The sequence below is a fragment of the Streptomyces sp. CA-179760 genome, assembly GCF_050937045.1.
In the GTDB taxonomy this organism is placed as follows: Bacteria; Actinomycetota; Actinomycetes; order Streptomycetales; family Streptomycetaceae; genus Streptomyces.
The window spans coordinates 2,403,075-2,417,885 of sequence record NZ_JBNJLZ010000001.1; the positions used below are offsets into that span (position 1 = coordinate 2,403,075).

Here is a 14,811-nt window from a genome sequence, read left to right on the forward strand (position 1 = left end):
CAGGTCAGCGGGCTTTACAAGTACTTGGTGCGGGCCGCCGCGACCTGGCTGAGCACCTGCTGGAGGACCTGGCTGCCGGGCGGCACCAGCGACGGCTCGTACGTCCAGGCGTGACCGACCCACGGGTCGGCGAGGTGGTCGTCGGACACCGGTGTCAGTCGCAGCAGCGAACGCCACAGCGGATCGAGCAAAGGCCCGTATCCGGAGGACTCCGCACGGTCGGCCACCATCATCAGATGGACGCCGAAGGCGGGGCCCTCATCGGCGAGGTAGCGCAGCTGGTTCACGGCACGGTCGTCGAAGCCGTGCGGGAAGTCGTTGACGATCAGCAGTTGCTGCGAGGTGTCGAAGCCGGGAGGCAGGGAGTCGGCGGCGCCTCCCCGCACCGCCATCTGCACCAGATCGACCCGCTGGGTGAGCCGCTCCAGCACGTCCGCCACGCCCGCGGCGCCGAGCGCGGGCGGAGCCGCGAGCACACCGGTCCGCACGAGGGGCGCCAGCGGCTGCGCCCCCGAGCCGGCCGGGTCGATGACATTCACGGTGAACTCGCCCGCCGGGTGGACGGCGAGCAGCCGCGCCGCGTGCGCGACCGCCGTCTCCATGGCGAGACGTCCCATGGCGTGCGAGTCGGTGAACGAACCATCGGACGATCCGGTGCGGCCGCTGTCGATCCACAGACCGCGCTCCAGCGGCAGCCGGACCAGCATCGGGATGCGGATCCCCTCAGCCTCCGGGAGATGGAGGTCGCCCAGGCGCAGCGCCATGGGGATCTCCATCGGCGGCCGGTAGGCATGCCACACGGGGTTGTCCCAGCGGGCGTACGCCGGTGGCAGGGCCGGTTCGACGACGTCGGCCTCGGCCGTGAGCTGGGAGAGGTCCCGGTCGAGGGCCTCCCTGGCCTGGGCGACGAGCTGTGCGTGCCGGGCGCGGGCCGCCTCACGGGCGGCGTCCCCCTGCCCGCCGAGCCGGCTGCGCGGGTCGGACAGGACCTGCTCGAGCTCCTTGTCCATCCGGGACTCGGCGAAGTCGACGGCGCTGCGGTAGGCGGCGGTGGTGCGGGCCAGGTCCTCGAACATGCCCCACACCTGGTTGTAGAGCCGCTCCTCCATGGACCAGCCGGTCGCGTCGCCCGCCACGGGCCGGGCGGGCTGCCCGGGCGCGGCCGGGGGTGCGGTGGGCGGAGGCGGCGGCGGGGCGGCGTTCTGGCGACCGGGGTGGCTGTAGTTGATCGGGCCGCCCGGGGCGGGAGCGGACGACTGCGAAACGGAGGGGTCGGGCGCGGTGCCGGGGCACGCCGACGGCTGCGGTCCGGACTGCCCCGGCCCGCCCGGCGTCTGCCCACGGTACGGGGACATCGGTGGTGCCGGGCCGGGCTGAGGTGCGGTGCCGCCCTGGTCCGGGCCCAGGGCCGGGGCCGCTGTCCGGCGGGAACGGTCGCCGCCCGCGGTGCGCGGCGGGGGTGCCTGCACCGAGCGGGCCAGTCCCTGGGACACCGCCTCGTCGATGCTGCCCGCGAGCTGCCCGGCCTGGGGCAGCCCCTGGTCGGTGAGGAGTTCGGCGAGGCCACCCGCATAGCCCTGGCCGACCGCGCGCACCTTCCAGGCGCCCTGTCGGCGGTAGAGCTCCAGGGCGACCACGGCCGACTCGGAGTCCAGGCCGGTGAGGGTGTAACTGGCGATCTCGCCGCCGTCGAGGCCGGTGACGGCGACGAACGGGGCGGCGACGGCGCCGAAGCGGAGCGGACCCGCCCCGCCGGCGGGCAGGGCGAGCAGCACACCGACACGGTGGACGGCCTCCGGCAGGGCGTCCAGGTCCACCGCGAGGCGGTGGTCGGCGGCGGCCTGCCGGGAGACCTCGAGACCGGGCCGGGTGGGTGCGCCCGGATGGGCCACCCATTCCACGCCGTGGATCCTGCCGGTCTCGTCGCTGAGCGCGGCCGCGGCCACGATCGGTGTGCCGGCTGAGACCCGGATCTCGAGACGGGCCTGGGAGAGCGGGTGGTTCTGCCCCCGCACCAGCTCGGCCGTCATCGCCTTCGTCCCCCTGTGTCGTTGTGTGGTGTCGTGTGCCGCTCGCCGGCCCGCCCCCGAGCGGTGGCCCTGGGGCCCTAGAGGACGGGCAGGATCGTCGGCATGAGGTCCTGGAAGGTACGGCCGTTGGCCGGGTTGCCCAGGGCCGTCATCGACCAGCCCGGGCCCGAGCGGTGCACCTTCGCCATGATCTGGGCCGTGTACTGGCCGCCGCCGGCCAGCGTGTAGCGGGCGAGCTCCTGGCCGTTGGTCTCGTCGACCAGGCGGCAGAACGCGTTCTGCACCTCCTGGAACGTCTGGCCCGTGAAGGAGTTCACGGTGAAGACGATCTGGTCGATGTGGACCGGGACCCGGGAGAGGTCGACGAGGATGGCCTCGTCGTCGCCGCCCTGGCCGACACCTCCGACGAGGTTGTCGCCGGTGTGGCGCACCGAGCCGTCGTCGCTCACCAGGTGGCGGAAGAAGACGACGTCGACCGGCTGCTTGTCCGCGAACAGGACGGCGGAGGCGTCGAGGTCGATCTCGCGCGTCCGGGAGCCGAACAGGCCGCGCCGGGGAGCCGCCTGCCAGCCGAGACCCATCCGCACCGATGTCAGGCTGCCGCCGTCGTTCTTCTGCAGACTGATGGCCTGACCTTTGGTCATGTTGACGGTCACGCGCTGATTCCCCTCTCGAACGTCCCCTGTTGCCGCGCATTCGCGGTTGCCCAGAACCCTACGCAGGGGCACTGACAGCGACGTAGTCCGGTCCGCGCTTTGTGTCGGTCTTGCAACACTGCGCGTACACGGTCCGCTGTCAGGCCAGACCCGCCTCCTTCATCTGGCGCAGTTCCTTCTTCATCTCCGAGACCTCGTCGCGCAGCCGGGCCGCGATCTCGAACTGGAGGTCCGCGGCGGCGGCCCGCATGCGCGTGGTGAGTTCCTCGATCTGCTCGGTGAGTTCGGCCGCGGGGCGGTCGGTCGGTACCGTCTCCTTGGCCTTGCCCTTGCCCTTGGCGGGCTTGGTCCCGTCGGTGGCCTTGCCGCCCAGGGAGGGCACGGGCGCCTTGGCGCCCTCGCCGTCCTTGCGCCCCTTGCGGTAGCCCGAGCCGAGCAGCTGCTCGGTGTCGATGTCCTCGCGGGCGATCTGGGCGACGATGTCGTTGATCTTCTTGCGGAGGGGCTGGGGGTCGATGCCCTGTTCCGTGTTGTACGCGATCTGCTTCTCCCGGCGCCGGTTGGTCTCGTCGATGGCCTTCTCCATCGCCGGGGTGATCTTGTCGGCGTACATGTGGACCTGGCCCGAGACGTTGCGCGCGGCGCGGCCGATGGTCTGGATCAGGGAGGTGCCGGAGCGCAGGAAGCCCTCCTTGTCGGCGTCCAGGATCGCTACCAGGGACACCTCGGGCAGGTCGAGACCCTCCCGCAGGAGGTTGATGCCGACAAGCACGTCGTACTCGCCCGCGCGCAGCTCACGCAGCAGCTCGACACGGCGCAGGGTGTCGACGTCGCTGTGCAGATAGCGCACCTGGATGCCCAGCTCCAGGAAGTAGTCCGTGAGGTCCTCGGCCATCTTCTTGGTGAGCGTGGTGACCAGGACGCGCTCGTCCTTGTCGGTACGCGTCCGGATCTCGTGCACCAGGTCGTCGATCTGGCCCTCGGTGGGCTTGACGACGACCTCCGGGTCGACCAGGCCGGTGGGGCGGATGATCTGCTCGACGAAGCCGTCCCCGCGGGAGAGCTCGTATTTTCCTGGGGTCGCCGACAGGTAGACCGTCTGGTCGATGCGTTCCTGGAACTCCTCCCACTTCAGGGGGCGGTTGTCCAGGGCGGAGGGCAGCCGGAAGCCGTGGTCGACGAGGGTGCGCTTGCGGGAGGCGTCGCCCTCGTACATGGCGCCGATCTGGGGCACCGTGACGTGCGACTCGTCGATGACGAGGAGGAAGTCGTCCGGGAAGTAGTCCAGCAGGGTGTTGGGCGGGGAGCCGGGCAGGCGGCCGTCGAAGTGCATCGAGTAGTTCTCGACGCCGGAGCAGGAGCCGATCTGGCGGAGCATCTCGATGTCGTACGTGGTGCGCATCCTGAGGCGCTGGGCCTCCAGGAGCTTGCCCTGCTTCTCCAGCTCCGAGAGTCGCTCGCCCAGCTCCTTCTCGATGTCGTTGACCGCCCGCTCCAGGCGCTCGGGTCCCGCGACGTAGTGGGAGGCCGGGAAGACGTACAGCTGCTGGTCGTCGCTGATGATCTCGCCGGTGAGCGGGTGGAGGGTGGACAGCGCCTCGATCTCGTCGCCGAACATCTCGATGCGGACGGCCAGCTCCTCGTAGACCGGGAAGATCTCGATGGTGTCGCCGCGGACGCGGAAGGTGCCGCGGGTGAAGGCCATGTCGTTGCGCGTGTACTGGATGTCCACGAAGCGGCGCAGCAGCTCGTCCCGGTCGAACTCGTCGCCGACCCTGAGGGGGACCATGCGGTCCACGTACTCCTGCGGTGTACCGAGGCCGTAGATGCAGGAGACCGAGGCGACCACCACGACGTCGCGGCGGGTGAGCAGCGAGTTGGTCGCGGAGTGGCGCAGGCGCTCGACCTCCTCGTTGATCGAGGAGTCCTTCTCGATGTAGGTGTCCGACTGCGGGACGTACGCCTCGGGCTGGTAGTAGTCGTAGTACGAGACGAAGTACTCGACGGCGTTGTTCGGGAGCAGCTCGCGGAACTCGTTCGCCAGCTGGGCGGCCAGTGTCTTGTTCGGCGCCATCACGAGGGTGGGGCGCTGGAGCTTCTCGATCATCCACGCGGTGGTGGCGGACTTGCCGGTGCCGGTCGCGCCGAGCAGGACGACATCCTTCTCGCCTGCCTGGACGCGCCGGGCGAGATCGGCGATGGCCGTCGGCTGATCGCCGTTCGGCTGGTAGGGGCTGACGACCTCGAAGGGCGCCACCGTGCGTTCGATCTGGGAAACGGGCCGCATGGAATCCACCGTACGACCCCGCACTGACAACGGGCTCCGATCAGCGCTTCTGCGGGGTCCTGGAGCGGCTGTGCTCCACGGGGCGGCGGGGGCGGAACCGCAGTCGGTGCACCGAGTGGCGGACGGCGCTGTGGGTGTGGGCGGGGATGCCGGGCTTCTGCTCGACGGGGGCGACGGCGGGCTTCCCCATGACCATCAGCGGGTCGAACATGACCACGACACCCGCGAGCAGGAGGAAGGCGAGCGGGCCTATCAGCATGGGCGCGAGCAGGGCCGCCGGCGACTCTCCCGAGGTGGGTGCGGCGGTGCCGTGGAGGTGGACGTCCAGGGCTGCCATGCCGGTGTAGTGCATGCCGCTGACGGCAAGCCCCATGACGAGGCTGGCACCCACGCTCCACAGGAATCCCCGGACCTGGCCGGCCGCCCACAGCGCGGCGGTGGCGGCACACATGGCGATCGCGACGGAGATGCCGACGGTGAAGGTGTTGTACTCCAGCTTCCCGTCCAGGCGCATGCTGGCCATGCCGAGGTAGTGCATCGACGCGATGCCCAGACCGGTGATGGTGCCCCCGGTGAACAGGGCTGTTCCCCGGGCGCCCTTGTAGCCCACGATGAAGACCCCGACACCCACCATGACGACGGCCACGGCGAGGCTCGCGAAGGTCATCGCCTTGTCGTAGTGGATCGGGGTCTCCTGGACCGTGAATCCCATCATCGCCACGAAGTGCATGGTCCATATGCCGGAGCCGATGGCGGCCGAGCCGAGGGCGAGCCAGCCGGGGCGCCACGACTGGGCGACGAGCATGGATCTGGTGGTGCACCGCAACCCCAGGGCGCCGCCGAGGCAGGCCATGAGGTAGGCCACCAGGGGTGTGACCAGGCCGTAACTGAATCCGTCGACCGTGCCCTGCATGCGCGGCTGCCCTTCCCGCCCTTTGCGTCCCGGAATTCCTGATGTGCGCCCCCTCCCAGGACCGCATGAGCGGTCAGGGTTGACGCAGAGAGTATGACTCCCACCGGAATGGTCGAACGACTTTCCGGCAAAGAAACACGGCTCTGCCTCAGTTGTGCGGCACCAGTGACCGGAGTTGGGTCATCTGCGTTCAACCTGTGGCCATCCTGCACCCCTCTCGCGTTGACCCTCTGCTGTCACAGTTGATGTGTCTGTGATGTCGCCGAACGCTCACGCGAGGAGTACGCATGCACGCGCGCGCCGTTGCCGCCTCCACCACCGCACTCCTGGGGACCGTCGCTCTCCTCGTCCCCGTCTCCCCCGCCGGGGCCGCCGACGCCGAGGTGGCGCCGCAGGTCATCGCCCATCGGGGCGCTTCCGCGTACGCGCCCGAGAACACGCTGGCAGCCGTGGACAAGGCGGCCGAGCTGGGCATCCCCTGGGTGGAGAACGACGTCCAGGAGACCAGGGACGGAGAGCTCGTCGTCGTCCACGACGACAACCTGCGGCGCACCACCGATGCCGAGGAGGTCTTCCCCGGGCGGGCCCCCTGGAAGGTGAAGGACTTCACCGCCGCCGAGATCGCCCGTCTCGACGCGGGCAGTTGGTTCGGTCCCGACTACGCGGGTGCGCGCGTGCCGACGCTGGAGCAGTTCGTGGACCGCGTCGAGCGGCACCACCAGAAGCTCCTCCTGGAGATCAAGAACCCGGAGCTGTATCCGGGGATAGAGCGCCAGACGCTCAAGGTGCTCAGCAACGAAGGCTGGCTCGACCAGTCGCATCTGGCGGGCCGGCTGATCGTGCAGAGCTTCAGCGCGGACAGCGTCCGGACGGTCCACGAGCTGAAGCCCGGTGTGAGGACCGGCTTCCTGGGGACACCCCCGGTGTCGGAGCTGTCCGCCTACGCCGGCTTCGCCGACCAGATCAACCCGTCGTACGGCTCGATCTCCACGGCGTACGTCTCCGCCGTCCAGGCGTTCGACGGACCGCACGGCACGCCCTTGGAGGTCTTCACCTGGACGGTCGACGACGCGGCCACGGCACAGCGGGTCGCCCGATACGGCGTCGACGGGATCATCACGAACAAGCCGGACGTGGTGCGGGAGGCCGTGGGCGGGTGATCCGTCGCCCCGGCGGCGGGAAGGCCGGTAGCCGGTTGCCGCGTGCCGGTCTTCCCGCCGCGGCGGCGTTGTCAGTGGTGGGTCGTACGGTGGGCGCATGGACAGCCATGGGCAGGTTGAGCAGCGGGTCGTGTGGGGTGTCGTCGACAGCGGCATCGGTCCGTTGCTGCTGGCCGCTACCCGCGAGGGTCTGGTCAGCGTCGTGTTCCATGCCACGGACGCGGTGCGGGACCGGGCGGTCGAGCGGCTGGCGTCGCGCCTCGGTGCCGAGCCCGTCGAGGATCCCGGCTCCCCTCTGCTGACCGAGGCGATACGCCAGGTCACGGCGTACTTCGCGGGTGAGCGACGCGACTTCGACCTGCCCCTGGACTGGTCGCTGATCTCCGGCTTCAACCGCGAGGTCCTGCGCGAACTGGCCTCGGGTGTGCCGTACGGCACGGTCGTGGGGTACGGCGAGCTGGCCGGGCGGGTCGGCCAGCCGGGCGCCGCTCAGGCCGTGGGCATGGCGATGGGCGCCAATCCGCTGCCGGTGGTGGTGCCCTGCCACCGGGTCGTCGAGAGCGGCGGCGGTATCGGCGGTTTCGGGGGCGGCCTGGAGACCAAGCGGAAGCTGCTCGCCCTGGAAGGGGTGCTGCCCGAGCCTCTCTTCTGAGGTCCCGGGCCTGGTCAGCCGTAGTGCCGCGCCTCGAAGACGTTGCCGTCCGGATCCCTGAAATAGAAGCTGCGAGTGGCCTTGCCGCGGGCTCCGAAGGAGTCGAACGAGAGGTCCGACATCGGTACGGAGCGTTCTTCGAGTCGGCTGAGAAGGGCGTCGAAGTCGCCGCGGGGCAGGGACAGGCAAACGTGGTTGACGGGGTGGCCCGCACTGTCGGCGGCGCCGGGCAGCATGGTCATGCGTTCCGCGAAGGTCAGCGGCATGAGGTCGAGGATGGTCTCGTCGTTGACGCGCACGGAGGGGAACGGCACCTGGCCCGCGGCGAACTCGGTGAGCCTGAGCGGCTCCATGCCGACGGCCTTCTCGTAGAAGTCGGCGGCGGCGACCGGGTCGCGCACCCAGAGGACGACGTGGTCGAGACGTGCTGTGTGGTCAGTCATGCACCCCAGGCTCGTGACCTCCGTGACAGCCCGCAAGGGTTTGGCCCGGCGCGCCGCCCGCCAGAGATGAGGGAGGACCGACTGACAGGAGGCAGGCGCGTGGTGCTGGTGATGTCGGAAGAGGTACGGGCGGCGCTCGAGGCGCGGCAGCCCGTGGTGGCCCTGGAGTCCACGATCATCGCCCACGGGCTGCCTCGGCCGCGCAACCTTCAGGTGGCCCTGGAGCTGGAGGCCGTCGTGCGGCAGGAGGGGGCCGTGCCCGCGACGATCGCCGTGCTGGACGGGCGGCCCCATGTCGGACTGGACAAGGAGCAGCTGGAGCGGGTCGCCAACGAGGACGGGATCCGCAAGCTGGGCCATCGCGATCTGCCGCTCGCGGTGGCCTCCGGGACGAGCGGGGCGACCACGGTCTCGGCCACCGCGCTGCTGGCGGCCCTGGCGGGGGTCCGGGTGTTCGCGACCGGTGGGCTCGGCGGGGTGCACAGGGAATGGACGGCCACGCAGGACGAGTCGGCCGATCTGGGACTGCTGGCGCGGAAGCGGATCACCGTGGTGTGCGCCGGGGTGAAGTCGATCCTGGACGTGCCGGCGACCCTGCAGCGCCTGGAGACGCTGGGGGTCGCGGTGGCCGGGTACGGCACCGACCGGTTCCCGGGCTTCTACTTGTCCGACTCGGGACATCCGGTGGACTGGACGCTGCGGACGCCGGAGCAGGTGGCGGGCGTCATGCGGGCCCAGGACGCGCTCGGCGAGCCGGAGTCAGCCCTGATCGTCGCCAACCCCGTCCCCGAGGAGGAGCAGCTCGAGCCGGAGCTGCACGCGCGTGTGCTCGCGGACGCGCTGCACGCGTGCGAGGAGGAGGGGGTCACCGGCCAGGCGGTCACGCCGTTCCTGCTCGACCATCTGGTGCGGCACACCGACGGGGCCTCGCTGAGCGCCAACCTTGCGGCGGTCCGCGGCAATGTGCGCCTGGCGGCGCGGATCGCGACGGCTTGGGCCCGGGGGTGACCGGAGCCGGGGGCGGTGCCGACGCCGAGGCCGGGGGCGGGGCCGAGGCCGGTCACTCCACGGGACGTGAAGAGCGGTCCGTGGAAGGTACGGCGCTGCTGGTCGTCGGGGATGTCATCACCGATGTCGTCGCGCGGCACCGGGGGTCGCTCGCGGCGGGCACGGACACGGTTGCCTCGATCCGGACGGTGCCCGGCGGGGCGGGCGCCAATGTGGCGTGCTGGGCGGCACACCGGGGTGGGGCTGAGGTTCGGCTGTTCGGGCGCGTGGGCGCGGACGCGGCCGACTGGCACGAGCGTGAACTGGCGGCCCACGGCGTCCGCCCGCAGCTCGTGGTCGACCCGCGGGCGCCGACCGGCATGGTGATCTGCCTGGTGGACCGGGACGCCTCGGCGGAGCGGACTTTCCTCACCGACAGCGGCGCTTCGTCACGGCTCGACCCCGCCGACTGGTCGGAAGCGCTGCTCGACGGGGTGGCCCGGCTGCATCTGTCGGGCTACCTCCTGTTCTCCGAAACGGGTCGTGCCCTGGCGAGGGTGGCTCTGAAGGCCGCACACGCGCGTGGCGTACCGGTGAGCCTGGACCCGGCGTCGGCCGGGTTCCTCAAAGGGCTGGGCGTCGAGCGCTTCCTGGCGCTCGTCGAGGGCGTGGACGTACTGCTGCCCAGCCGGGACGAGGCGTGCCTGCTGACGGGGCTGGCCGACGCGGACGACGCCGCGGCCGAGCTGAGCCTGCGCATCCCACTGGTCGTCGCCAAGCAGGGGCGCGAGGGAGCACTCGTGGCCCGCTCGGGGAAGGTGTGCGCCCGCGTTCCCGCCACCCCGGCGACGCCGCAGGACACCACGGGCGCCGGTGACGCCTTCACCGGCACGTTCCTCGGCGCCCTGCTCGCGGGTGCCGGGCCGAAGGAGGCGGCGGAGGAGGGCTGCCGGGCGGGTGCGCGGGCAGTGGAGCGGGTGGGCGGGAGACCGCCTCTGCCCGGCTGAGGCAGGGCGGACCGCCCCTGCCTGGCTGAGGAGGGGCAGGCGCCTCAGCCAGGCTGAGGTGGAGCAGGGCCTCCTTGCCCGGCTGCTGTCCCACGCCCGCACCACCCCTGGCTACTGCTTGCGTCCCCACGCCGAGATCATCGGTGGCGTCGTGAGGTCGAGCGCGTCGGACGTGACGTTCATGAGGTGCCGCTGGATGTCCTGGTCCGTGGCGAGGCCCGCGGTGACCAGCTGGTCGCGGATCTGGCGGACCGTGGCGGACTCCAGGGCCGCACAGGCCGGTGAGGCGATGGGGAAGTAGGCGTCGGCTTGGACTCGGGTCAGTCCGGCCTCCCGGAGCAGGCGCGGGAGGGTGCGGCCGCAGGGGAGGTCGGTCCCGCGGTCGGCGAGCAGCTTGCGGAAGCTGTGCCGCAGCCGGTTCGCGAGCTGCTGCTCGGGGCCGTACTCGTCGGGACAGAGCAGGGGCTGCAGTGCGGGGTCGACGTCCTCGACGAGGAGGCGCCCGCCGGGGCGCAGAGAGTCGGCCATGGACCGCAACGCCCTTTTCCGGTCGGTGACGTGGACGAGGGCGAGGCGGGCGTGCACCAGGTCGAAGCCCTCCCCCGGCGGGTCCTGGGTGCCTAGGTCGTGGACGCGGGCCTCGACGGGCGGCCGGGCGCCCCGGGCGAGCCGTGAGGTGTCGGTGGTGGTCGCGACGACGCGTCCGGTCGGGCCGACCTTCTTGGCCAGCCAGGACACCACGGACGGACCGCCGGCGCCGACCTCCCAGCACCGCCAGCCGGATCCGACGCCGAGTGCTTCGAGATGCCGGAACGTCGTGGGGTCGAAGAGCGCGGCGAAGGCGCTGAAGTGCTCGGCCGCCTCGGTCTGCCGGTTGTCGAGGAGGTGCCCATCGGTTCGCGTCATGCCGCGATCATCCCATTTGTCTGACTTGTTCTTATTCGTCGACGCTCCGGTAAGGAGAACCGCACCCGCACCGGCCCGCGTCGATGTCTCAGAGCGGCGGCACCGGCGAGTCGTTCGTCCACAGCCGGGAACAAAGCGGAATGGGTCGTTTCCACAGGCTTACCCGCAGCTCACGTGGGCCTGGCAGACTGACGCGCCAAGGCGCAGGAACGGCGCGAGGAGTTCCACGCAAGGAGATCCGGATGTCCATGGCAGGGAATCTGCGGAAGGTCACGAGCCTCGGCGGGGTCGGTGGCCTTCGCAAGGTGGCTCGGCTGGCCAGGCGGCGCCCCCGCGTCGACCTGAGTCACCCGGCCCGCTCCCCGCTGGGCTCCTCGGTGGTGAACTGCGTGACGTACCGGGACGGTGTCCGCACCCCCGCGCGCGGCGATCTGGTGGATGTCGTGGAGCGGGTGCGCAAGAGCCGGGAGGGCTTCGTCTGGCTCGGCCTGCACGAGCCGACCGACCGGGAGTTCGCGGGCATCGCCGAACTCTTCGACCTGCACCCGCTGGCCGTCGAGGACGCCGTCGAGGCCCACCAGCGCCCCAAGCTGGAGCGGTACGGAGAAACGCTCTTCGCGGTGTTCAAGACGGTCTGCTACGTCGAGCACGAGGAACTGACTGCCACCAGCGAAGTGGTGAACACCGGCGAGATCATGGTGTTCGTCGGCGGGGATTTCGTGATCACGGTCCGGCACGGCCGGCACGGCTCGCTGGGTCCGCTGCGCGAGGAACTGGAGTCCGATCCCGGCCAGCTGGCCAAGGGCCCCTCCGCGGTGCTGCACGCGATCGCGGACCATGTGGTCGATGACTACCTGACCGTCACGGACTCGATGCAGGCGGACATCGACCAGGTCGAGACGGACGTCTTCGCGGAGACCGGTGCGCGAGCGGACCCGGGGCGCATCTACCAGCTCAAGCGTGAACTGCTCGAGCTGAAGCGGGCCGTGGTGCCGCTCAGCCGCCCGCTGGAGGATCTCGCCACCCGGCCGATCCGAGCGGTCGACCCGGAGATACAGGCGTACTTCCGCGACGTCTCGGACCATCTGCTGCGGGCGAGGGAGCAGATCGCCGCCTTCGACGAACTGCTCAACTCCATCCTGCAGGCACACCTCGCGCAGGTCACGGTCGCGCAGAACGAGGACATGCGGAAGATCACGGCATGGGCCGCGATCATCGCCGTGCCGACGATGGTCTGCGGCGTGTACGGCATGAATTTCGAGCACATGCCGGAGCTGCACTGGCGGTACGGCTACGGCATGGTCCTCGGCGTCATATCCGTCGCGTGCGTGACGCTGTACCGGGCCTTCCGGCGCAGCGGCTGGCTCTGACCCGGGCCATGACGCGGGGGGTGACCCACAGGGGTCAGCGGGTGGTGGTGGAGTAGACGCTCTCGGCCCAGGAGGCGATCTGGTCGTCCGCCAGGTGCCGGGCCAGGTCGGCTTCGCTGATCATGCCGACCAGGCGCTTGTCCTGGATCACGGGCAGCCTGCGGATCTGGTGCTCCCGCATCTCTCGGAGCACGTCGCCGACATCGGCGTTCGCGTCGATCCAGCGCGGGGTGCCCTTGGCCATCTCACCGGCGGTGATCCTGGCGGGGTCGTGCCCGATGGCGACGCAGCCGACGACGATGTCGCGGTCGGTGAGGATGCCGCAGAGCCGCTCGTTCTCGTCGCTGATGGGCAGGGCGCCCACGTTCAGTTCGCGCATGAGCTGGGCGGCGCGGTCGAGGGTTTCGTGGGCGGGGATCCACTGGGCGCCGCGGTGCATGATGTCTCCGGCGGTGGTCATGAAGTACCTCCCGATGCCGGACGGCCGGCGCGGCGCGGAACGCACCGCGAGTCCCGACGCCCTTCATTCTCGCCGCGCCACCGGATGCCCGCACATGGAAACCCCATCCGCCAGAAGCCCGCACACGGAACCCGCCCGCCAGATGCCCGCACACGGAAGCCGCCCGCCGGATGCCCGCACATGGAACCCTCCGCGCCCACGCAACCGCGAGCAGCCCCTCAACCGCTCCACGCGGGATGGCGCGGATCGTCGGCCCGCACCAGGACGTCGGCCGTGCCGGCCGGGTCCGTCTCGTGCTCGTAGCGCTCGAAGGCCGGGAGGGTCCAGTGCTCGGCCTCGGGCGTGCGACGGCGCAGGGCGCCGGGAGAGAGCAGGACGTGAACACTCAGGTCGAAGGGGAACCAGTGCCGAAGGAGGAAGGGCCCGTGCAGCAACAGGGCACCACCGGACGGGAGTTCGACGTAGGGGCTGCGGGTGGCGCGGTCGGCGACCGGGTCCCACAGGTCAGGCAGGACGCGGCCGTCGCCGCCGGTTTCGAGGGGGTCGAACACCTCGCGCCACAGGGCGCCGGTGTCGTACCAGCCGTTGTAATAGGCCTCCACGTCCCGGTGGCCGTACTCCAGCCGCACCGATGCGGGGCGCAGGAAACCCTCCGTGCCCACGACGAGCGACGAGCGGCCGCGTATGCGCAGTGCCTCGGAGACACGCTGAGCGAGATCTCCCGGGCGGGCGGCCGGGGCGCCGTCGAAGGCGATGCGCGGCCAGTGAGCGCCGTCGGCGGGCTTCAGGTCGAGGAGGCGCTCGGCGAGCAGGTCGCCGAGCCGGTCCCAGGTGATCGCTTCGAGTCGCACACGGCCCATCATGCGTCAGGCCGCGGCAGGAGCTGTCACGCCCGTCGGCTCCTCGGACACCGGGAAGGGGCAGGCCGCAGGGAGGCGGCGTCGACACGGCCGGGGTCGGTCGTGGACGGCGTAGTTCGTCCCGTCGTCAGGGGGAATGAACCATGTATGGTCCCGCGCGCGATGCTTCCGCCCCTCACCGGGCTCCTCGTCTTCCAGCCTCTCAAGGGCCGGTACTGCGCCGAGTGCCGGCGAGGGCCGCTGCCCCTGCTCGTCCTGGAGGAGCGCACCCCGCGCTGCCTCGACTGTGCCGACCTCGGGCATCTGGTGTTCCTGCCCAGCGGCGACACCGCGCTGACGCGCAGATCGCGGGAGGAGAGCACGCTGTCGGCGGTGGTCGTGCGGTTCAACCGGCGCAAGAGCCGCTATGAACGGCAGGGCGTGTTGGTCGAGGAGGCGGCGCTGGCGAGGGCCGAGCAGCGATGTCTCGCGGACGCCGAGGCACGGCGGCGGCGCCGGGTGCGGGACGCGCGGCGGCGGGCGGCCCAGGACGAGCGGTTCGCTCTGGCGTTCGCGGCGGAGATACGGCGGCTGTATCCCGGATGTCCCGCCGACCGGGCACAGGCCATCGCCGCACACGCCTCGGAGCGTGGCAGCGGGCGGGTGGGCCGCAGTGCGGCGGGGCGTGCGCTGACCGAGGCCGCGGTGGCCTCGGCGGTCGTGGCCTCAGTACGGCATCTGGACACGCCGTACGACCGGCTGCTGATGAGCGGGGTGCCGCGACACGAGGCGCGGCGGCGGATCGCGGTGGTGGTGGAGACGGTGCTCAGGGGATGGGCCGAGGCGGGGCTCGGTTCCGCCGGGTGATCCGGCCGGGCGTCGGCGGGCGCCGGGCAAGGCCGGCGTTTCGCCTCCTCGACGGGCCGCCGCGACGGCACACGACAGACCGCAGACCGCAGACCGCAGACCGCAGACCGCAGACCGCAGACCGCAGACGGCAGACGGCAGACGGCCCGGTGTCGTCCGGTGGGCACGGCCGTTCGGGGGATCGTGGACGCTCGCTTATGGCCCCGCGCCGCTCGGCCGTGGTCACTGTGCTCG

At 71.2% G+C, this 14,811-nt stretch carries 14 protein-coding genes; 6 read left to right on the forward strand and 8 right to left on the reverse strand.

Translation table 11 applies throughout. The features are described 5' to 3' along the window. Window positions 1-14: 14 nt before the first annotated feature. From ACQEV8_RS10750 to ACQEV8_RS10765, 4 genes are all read right to left on the reverse strand, one after another. Window positions 15-2,030, reverse strand: a complete 2,016-nt coding sequence (locus ACQEV8_RS10750; protein ID WP_432959342.1) for a TerD family protein — start codon at window positions 2,028-2,030, stop codon at window positions 15-17. A 77-nt stretch (window positions 2,031-2,107) separates the two neighbouring features. Next, window positions 2,108-2,686 (reverse strand): TerD family protein, encoded by a 579-nt coding sequence (locus tag ACQEV8_RS10755; RefSeq protein ID WP_432959344.1) that lies wholly within the window; start codon window positions 2,684-2,686, stop codon window positions 2,108-2,110. 139 nt (window positions 2,687-2,825) lie between these two features. Then, the gene (uvrB, locus tag ACQEV8_RS10760) at window positions 2,826-4,973 is read right to left on the reverse strand and encodes an excinuclease ABC subunit UvrB (RefSeq protein WP_432959345.1); all 2,148 of its coding nucleotides are present in this window, start codon (window positions 4,971-4,973) and stop codon (window positions 2,826-2,828) included. A 40-nt stretch (window positions 4,974-5,013) separates the two neighbouring features. Further along, a complete protein-coding gene (locus tag ACQEV8_RS10765; protein ID WP_432959346.1) occupies window positions 5,014-5,886 on the reverse strand; it encodes an MHYT domain-containing protein in 873 nt (290 codons plus the stop codon). Between the two features lie 287 nt (window positions 5,887-6,173). Between ACQEV8_RS10765 and ACQEV8_RS10770 the strand changes: the two genes are divergently transcribed. Beyond that, a complete protein-coding gene (locus ACQEV8_RS10770) occupies window positions 6,174-7,046 on the forward strand; it encodes a glycerophosphodiester phosphodiesterase (RefSeq protein WP_432959347.1) in 873 nt (290 codons plus the stop codon). A 97-nt stretch (window positions 7,047-7,143) separates the two neighbouring features. Further along, the gene (locus tag ACQEV8_RS10775; RefSeq protein ID WP_432959348.1) at window positions 7,144-7,698 is read left to right on the forward strand and encodes a methylated-DNA--[protein]-cysteine S-methyltransferase; all 555 of its coding nucleotides are present in this window, start codon (window positions 7,144-7,146) and stop codon (window positions 7,696-7,698) included. 14 nt (window positions 7,699-7,712) lie between these two features. Here ACQEV8_RS10775 and ACQEV8_RS10780 read toward each other — a convergent pair whose 3' ends face one another. Next, entirely contained in the window at window positions 7,713-8,141 is a 429-nt protein-coding gene (locus ACQEV8_RS10780; RefSeq protein WP_432959349.1) for a VOC family protein, read from the reverse strand. A gap of 102 nt (window positions 8,142-8,243) precedes the next feature. Here ACQEV8_RS10780 and ACQEV8_RS10785 point away from each other — a divergent pair, with 102 nt between their 5' ends. Further along, the gene (locus tag ACQEV8_RS10785; protein ID WP_432972592.1) at window positions 8,244-9,149 is read left to right on the forward strand and encodes a pseudouridine-5'-phosphate glycosidase; all 906 of its coding nucleotides are present in this window, start codon (window positions 8,244-8,246) and stop codon (window positions 9,147-9,149) included. 80 nt (window positions 9,150-9,229) lie between these two features. After that, the gene (locus ACQEV8_RS10790) at window positions 9,230-10,135 is read left to right on the forward strand and encodes a carbohydrate kinase family protein (protein WP_432972595.1); all 906 of its coding nucleotides are present in this window, start codon (window positions 9,230-9,232) and stop codon (window positions 10,133-10,135) included. A 111-nt stretch (window positions 10,136-10,246) separates the two neighbouring features. Here the strand turns inward: ACQEV8_RS10790 and ACQEV8_RS10795 are convergent, their stop codons facing one another. Next, complete coding sequence (locus ACQEV8_RS10795; RefSeq protein WP_432959350.1) at window positions 10,247-11,041, reverse strand: methyltransferase domain-containing protein; 795 nt, start codon at window positions 11,039-11,041, stop codon at window positions 10,247-10,249. A gap of 242 nt (window positions 11,042-11,283) precedes the next feature. On the opposite strand from ACQEV8_RS10795, the gene ACQEV8_RS10800 reads away from it, so the two are divergent. Continuing rightward, on the forward strand, window positions 11,284-12,411 hold the full coding sequence (locus tag ACQEV8_RS10800; RefSeq protein WP_432959351.1) for a magnesium and cobalt transport protein CorA: 1,128 nt from the start codon (window positions 11,284-11,286) through the stop codon (window positions 12,409-12,411). Between the two features lie 34 nt (window positions 12,412-12,445). Here ACQEV8_RS10800 and ACQEV8_RS10805 read toward each other — a convergent pair whose 3' ends face one another. Then, the gene (locus ACQEV8_RS10805) at window positions 12,446-12,871 is read right to left on the reverse strand and encodes a CBS domain-containing protein (protein WP_432959352.1); all 426 of its coding nucleotides are present in this window, start codon (window positions 12,869-12,871) and stop codon (window positions 12,446-12,448) included. Window positions 12,872-13,089: 218 nt separating this feature from the next. Beyond that, window positions 13,090-13,731: a uridine kinase gene (locus tag ACQEV8_RS10810; protein ID WP_432972598.1), complete on the reverse strand. Its 642-nt coding sequence runs from the start codon at window positions 13,729-13,731 to the stop codon at window positions 13,090-13,092. Between the two features lie 162 nt (window positions 13,732-13,893). Between ACQEV8_RS10810 and ACQEV8_RS10815 the strand changes: the two genes are divergently transcribed. Then, a complete protein-coding gene (locus tag ACQEV8_RS10815) occupies window positions 13,894-14,577 on the forward strand; it encodes a DUF2293 domain-containing protein (RefSeq protein ID WP_432959353.1) in 684 nt (227 codons plus the stop codon). The last annotated feature ends 234 nt before the right edge of the window (window positions 14,578-14,811 follow it).